Source organism: Clostridioides sp. ES-S-0049-02 (genome assembly GCF_020658465.1).
Classification (GTDB): Bacteria; Bacillota; Clostridia; order Peptostreptococcales; family Peptostreptococcaceae; genus Clostridioides.
In genome coordinates this window covers 1-5,631 of the sequence record NZ_JACVWG010000031.1, presented here as the reverse complement: position 1 = coordinate 5,631, position 5,631 = coordinate 1, and the positions used below count along the sequence as shown (strand labels likewise).

At 28.0% G+C, this 5,631-nt stretch carries 3 protein-coding genes and 1 rRNA gene; 3 read left to right on the top strand and 1 reads right to left on the bottom strand.

Annotation, left to right across the window (positions count from 1 at the left end; genetic code table 11):
- A 5S ribosomal RNA gene (rrf, locus tag IC213_RS20090) occupies positions 1-114 on the top strand; the annotation flags it as partial.
- Positions 115-322: 208 nt separating this feature from the next.
- On the opposite strand, the gene IC213_RS20085 is transcribed toward rrf, so the two are convergent.
- Entirely contained in the window at positions 323-1,507 is a 1,185-nt protein-coding gene (locus IC213_RS20085; RefSeq protein ID WP_227863557.1) for a pyridoxal phosphate-dependent aminotransferase, read from the bottom strand.
- A gap of 372 nt (positions 1,508-1,879) precedes the next feature.
- Between IC213_RS20085 and IC213_RS20080 the strand changes: the two genes are divergently transcribed.
- A complete protein-coding gene (locus IC213_RS20080; protein ID WP_227437646.1) occupies positions 1,880-4,231 on the top strand; it encodes an anaerobic ribonucleoside triphosphate reductase in 2,352 nt (783 codons plus the stop codon).
- Between the two features lie 21 nt (positions 4,232-4,252).
- Complete coding sequence (nrdG, locus tag IC213_RS20075) at positions 4,253-4,792, top strand: anaerobic ribonucleoside-triphosphate reductase activating protein (RefSeq protein WP_227437644.1); 540 nt, start codon at positions 4,253-4,255, stop codon at positions 4,790-4,792.
- Positions 4,793-5,631 lie beyond the last annotated feature (839 nt).

The following is a 5,631-nucleotide window of genomic DNA, read 5'->3' as shown; positions in this document are numbered from 1 at the left end:
GGTTACAATAGCAGAGAGGATACACCTGTTCCCATTCCGAACACAGAAGTTAAGCTCTCTAGCGCTGATGGTACTTGGTGGGAAACTGCCTGGGAGAGTAGGACGTAGCCACGTAATTTTTTTATTTGTTATATTGAGTTAAAATTTAAAATAAAATTCTAGCTTAATATAACAAATAAAATAAAAACCTATTGGTATGAAAATCAATAGGTTTTTATTTTATTTAAGTTTTTAATTACGATGTTAAATATATTATATAGATACACAATCTATTAATTTATCATCTAATATCTTATATTTAAAAATTGTTTGATTAAAATTATTATGCCATTATCTTAGATACAAATTCTTTTAATTTATCTAATCCAGCCAAGAAAGTATTCTCATTACAAGCATAAGATATACGAATATATTTATCCATACCAAATGCTATGCCAGGAACAACTGCTACATTGTATTCTTCTAAAAACTGATTACAAAATTCTATAGAAAAACTATCTTTATATTTAAAGTTTTCAGCTATCTTAGAAAGGTCTATAAAAGCATAAAACGCACCATCTGGATTTACGTAATCTACATTTTCGATAGAATCTAATTTAGATGTGATTAAATCTCTTCTAGATTTATATGTTTCCACCATATCATCTATATCAGTTGAACAATCTTTTAAGGCTCCATATGCTATGTATTGTGATGTTAAGCTTGGATGTGATATAAGATGTCCTTGTATGGAACTCATTGCTTTAGCTATGGTTTTATTAGAAGCAGTATAGCCTAATCTTAATCCAGTCATAGCAGCTGATTTAGAAAAACCATTTATAGTTATAGTTATATCTTTTGCTTCTTCGCTTAATGAAGCAACTGATGTGAAATTTCCAGTGTAACATATTTTTTCATATATTTCATCTGCCAAAATATATATTTTGTTCTGTATACACACTTTTACGATTTCAATTAGCTCATCTCTTGTATAGACACTACCAGTAGGATTTGAAGGATTATTTATTACAAGAATCTTTGTTTTGCTTGTTATAGATTTTTCAAGTTCTTCTTTTGTTAATTTGAATCCATTTTCTTTTCTGGTATCAATAAAAATTGGAACAGCATTAACTAATTTAACCATTGCAGGGTAACTAACCCAATATGGTTTTGGCAATAACACTTCATCTCCCTCATCTGTTAACGCTAGTAAAGTGTTTGTTATAGAATTTTTAGCTCCACTTGATATAACTATTTCATCTATTGAATATTTACAGTTATTTTCTTCAATAAGTTTTTTACAGATTTCTTCTCTAAGTATTTTCAATCCAGGAACTAAATCATATTTAGTACAATCTTTATTTAAAGAGTCAATTCCGTAAGATTTTGCAACATTAGGTACATTAAAATCAGGTTCTCCTATACTAAGGTTGATTACTTTAATTCCGTCACTTTCCATTTCTTTAACTTTTGAACTAATACCTATTGTATAGGATGGAGTTATAAAGTTTAGTCTTTTTGATAACATAAAATGCCCCCTTTTAAATTATTATTTATATTATACGACAAATTTGAAAAATGTACATAAGGAAATTTGTAGATATATACATTAATACATATGAAAATGAGTATTTTTTGCCTAAAATTAGTGTAAAAAAAAGAGAAAAAAGTTTTGACTTCCAAAGTGGTTACAAACGCTGATGTTCAAAATATCTACATAGTATTTGCAATGATTTGCGTTAGTTTGACTATTATGTACAAATTTGGTAATCTTAATATAGTAATTATTAAGATAATCCCTTTAACTTAGTTGAAGGGGATTTTTTTAGACTTAATATACTACATATAGTGGTATGTAGATTAATAAAATACAATATATAGTAATAGGGGGTTTTTTTAATTGGTTGAGTTTGTAAAAAAGAGAGATGGAAGAGTGATTCCATTTAATGAAGATAGAATAACAAGGGCTATATTTTTAGCAGCAACAAATGTTGCAGAAAGAGAAGGTATTGTACCTGATTATAAGTTATCTGAGCAACTAACTCAGGAAGTAATAAAGTTGATAAATCATAAATATTCTGAATCAGTTCCAAGTGTTGAAGACATACAAAATTCTGTAGTTAAGGTTCTTATAGAAACAGGTCATGCAAAAACTAGTGAAGAGTACATAGTATATAGAACTGAAAGAAGTAGAATAAGAAATTCAAAAACACGATTAATGAAGGCAATAGAAGAAATTACCTTTGAGGATGCAGAAGATGCTGATATAAAAAGAGAAAATGCAAATATCAATGGTAATACAGCTATGGGAACAATGTTACAATATGGAAGTACTGTATCCAAAGAATTTTGCAAGACTCATATATTAAAGCCAGAACATTCTTTCGCACATGATAATGGAGATATACATATACATGACATGGACTTTTTAAATATGGGGACATTAACTTGTTGCCAGATAGATGTTAAAAAACTATTTGAGGATGGTTTTTCAACTGGTCATGGTTTCTTAAGAGAACCACAAGATATAATGAGTTATGGAGCTCTAGCCGCAATTGCGATACAAAGTAATCAAAATGATCAACATGGAGGTCAAAGCATACCATTTTTCGATTATGGTTTGTCTGAAGGTGTGTATAAGACATTTAAAAAATTCTACATAGGAAACTTAGCTAAAGCATTAAAATTATTTAAAGGAATTGAAAATAATGAAGCAATAAAGGACATAGTATATAGAACAGAGAAAGAAACAAATAAAAAAGTTGGTCTTAAAAAAGATGAATTGTATTTAAACTCTGAAAAAGAAAAACTAAAAGAAATGTTTAATATTGATGAAGAACTTATAAAGAACATGCAAAACTTTGCATTTGAAGAATCATATAAAGAAACTGATAAAAAAACATATCAATCTATGGAAGCATTTATACATAACTTAAATACAATGCATTCTAGAGCAGGTGCACAAGTACCATTTTCAAGTGTAAATTTTGGAACAGATATTTCAGAAGAAGGAAGAATGGTAACTAAGAATCTATTATTATCACAAGAAAGAGGTTTAGGTAATGGAGAGACCCCAATTTTCCCAATATTGATATTTAAAGTTAAAGAAGGTGTAAATTTAAATCCAGAAGATCCTAATTATGATTTATTTAAGTTATCATGCAGGGTATCAGCTAAAAGATTATTTCCTAACTTTAGCTTTTTAGATGCTCCTTTTAATGCTAAATATTATAAAGCAGGAGATCCAGATACAGAAGCTACATATATGGGTTGTAGAACAAGAGTACTTAGTAATGTATGTGGGCCAGAAACAGTTAGTGGCAGAGGAAATATATCTTTTACTACTGTCAATCTTCCAAGATTAGGTATAAAGCATGGAATTATAAAAAATGAGAAAACTAATTTAGATGAATTTTTTAAAGAACTAGATGAGAAAATAGACTTAATTATAGAACAATTATTAGAGCGTCTTGAAGTTCAAGGAAATAAAAAAATGAAAAACTTTCCGTTTTTAATGGGTCAAGGCGTATGGAAAGATTCTGATGATTTGGGCCCAGAAGATACATTAAAAGAAGTAATAAAGCAAGGAACATTGACTATTGGGTTTATAGGTTTAGCAGAATGCCTTATTGCTCTTACAGGTAAACATCATGGAGAAAGCAAGGAAGCTCAAGAATTAGGACTAAAAATAGTGTCATATATGAGACATAAAATGGATGAAGCTACAGACAAATATAAATTAAATTTCTCTTTAATGGGTACTCCAGCAGAAGGTCTTTCAGGAAGATTTACTAAAATAGATAAGAAAGTATATGGAGAAATTAAAGGTATTACAGATAAAGAGTATTATACTAATTCATTCCATGTTCCAGTTTATTATAATATAAGTGCATATGACAAAATTGAGATAGAAGCTCCATATCATGAATTTACTAATGCAGGTCATATAACATATGTAGAACTAGATGGAGATCCATCTGATAACTTAGAAGCTTTTGAAACTATCATAAAAGCAATGAAAGATTTGGGCATAGGATACGGAAGTATAAATCATCCTGTAGATAGAGATCCTATATGTGGTTTCTCGGGAGTAATAGCAAGTAATATATGTCCTGTATGTGGAAGAAATGAAGACGAAAGTGATATTAAATTTGAAAGAATAAGACGAATAACAGGATATTTAGTTGGTACAGTTGATAGATTTAATAATGCCAAAAAAGCGGAAGTTAAAGATAGGGTAAAACATAGATAGTTTTATTTGGAGGAATAAGTTATGAAGATAAGAATGTCATCTACTATAAGTCATGACAGTATAGTTGATGGACCAGGGTTAAGAATGGTAATATGGACTCAAGGATGTGTTCATAATTGTAAAGGATGTCATAATCCTCAAACACATAATTTATGTGGTGGATTTTATATGGATACAAAAGAAATTATAAATAAGATAAAGTCACTAAAATTACAAAAAGGTATTACACTATCAGGTGGAGAGCCATTTTTACAGCCAGAACCATTAGAAGAAATAGCAAAAGAAGCCAAAAAGACTGGCTTAGATGTATGGTCCTATACCGGATTTACATTTGAACAACTACTAGATAAAAAAAATAGTGCATATTTTAAAAACTTGAACCTATTAAAGCAGATTGATGTTTTAGTAGATGGAAGATTTGTAGATGAAAAAAAAGATATAAGTCTAAAATTTAGAGGTTCATCAAATCAAAGAATAATTGATGTTCAGAAGAGCTTAAAGTATAAAAAAGTATTTTTAATTGAGCAGTATATGAAGGATGATTTATCTATAGCAGAATAGAACATAAATAGACGAAAGTAAATGTAAAAACATATTTACTTTCGTCTATTTTTATGTAAAAAGTTTTTCTTTAATTATGTATTATATAAAATGTATTTATATTAGACTGACTATTGTAGCTTTTATAGCTTTAGTTTTATAATATATTAGTTTGTTTTGATTTATATTCTTTTAAAATAAAGTTTTACAAATTGTTTAATTGATACTCGGCTATGAAACTAAAGTATTTAATTTGATTATGAAAGTTTTTAGTTAATATATAAATTTACAAAGTAAAGTAGTAAGGGGTTGATAAATACTTTAATAAAATTATATGCTCATGTACTATTATCACTACTAATATCATTATTAATGCTTTTGAGAGGAAATAATGTTGCTATTAAAGTAAGCATTTTCAACCAAGGTTTTCAAGTTGTAAACATATTGTATCATATAGATAAATGGACTAATGAAAAGTGATTATACATATGGATTTATCTTTATTCAAAAAATAATAAATTATGTAATATGTGGATAAATATGTTTATAATGTGGATAATATTTAATGTAATAAGTTAAAACAATATGAATCAGTTGTTTATAATGTGGATAATATTATAATAGAGAGGTAAAGTGATAATTTAAAAATAAAAAAAGTAAAAAAAGTTGTTGACTCTAAAAGAAAAAGTTGGTATAGTAATACTTGTCCTCAAGAAAAGGACATAAACATAAAGAACTTTGAAAATTAAACAGTAGGTTAATTTATAAAACAAGAAACAAACCATAAAGCCAGATATTTAGATAACAATAGTATCTGAGCCTGATAAACTTTTATTTGAGAGTTTGATCCTGGCTCAGGA

Bases quoted from the DNA above. Each gene is read 5' to 3' on its own strand.
- IC213_RS20085 (WP_227863557.1), bottom strand. From the start codon at position 1,507: ATGTTATCAAAAAGACTAAACTTTATAACTCCATCCTATACAATAGGT.
- nrdG (WP_227437644.1), top strand. From the start codon at position 4,253: ATGAAGATAAGAATGTCATCTACTATAAGTCATGACAGTATAGTTGAT.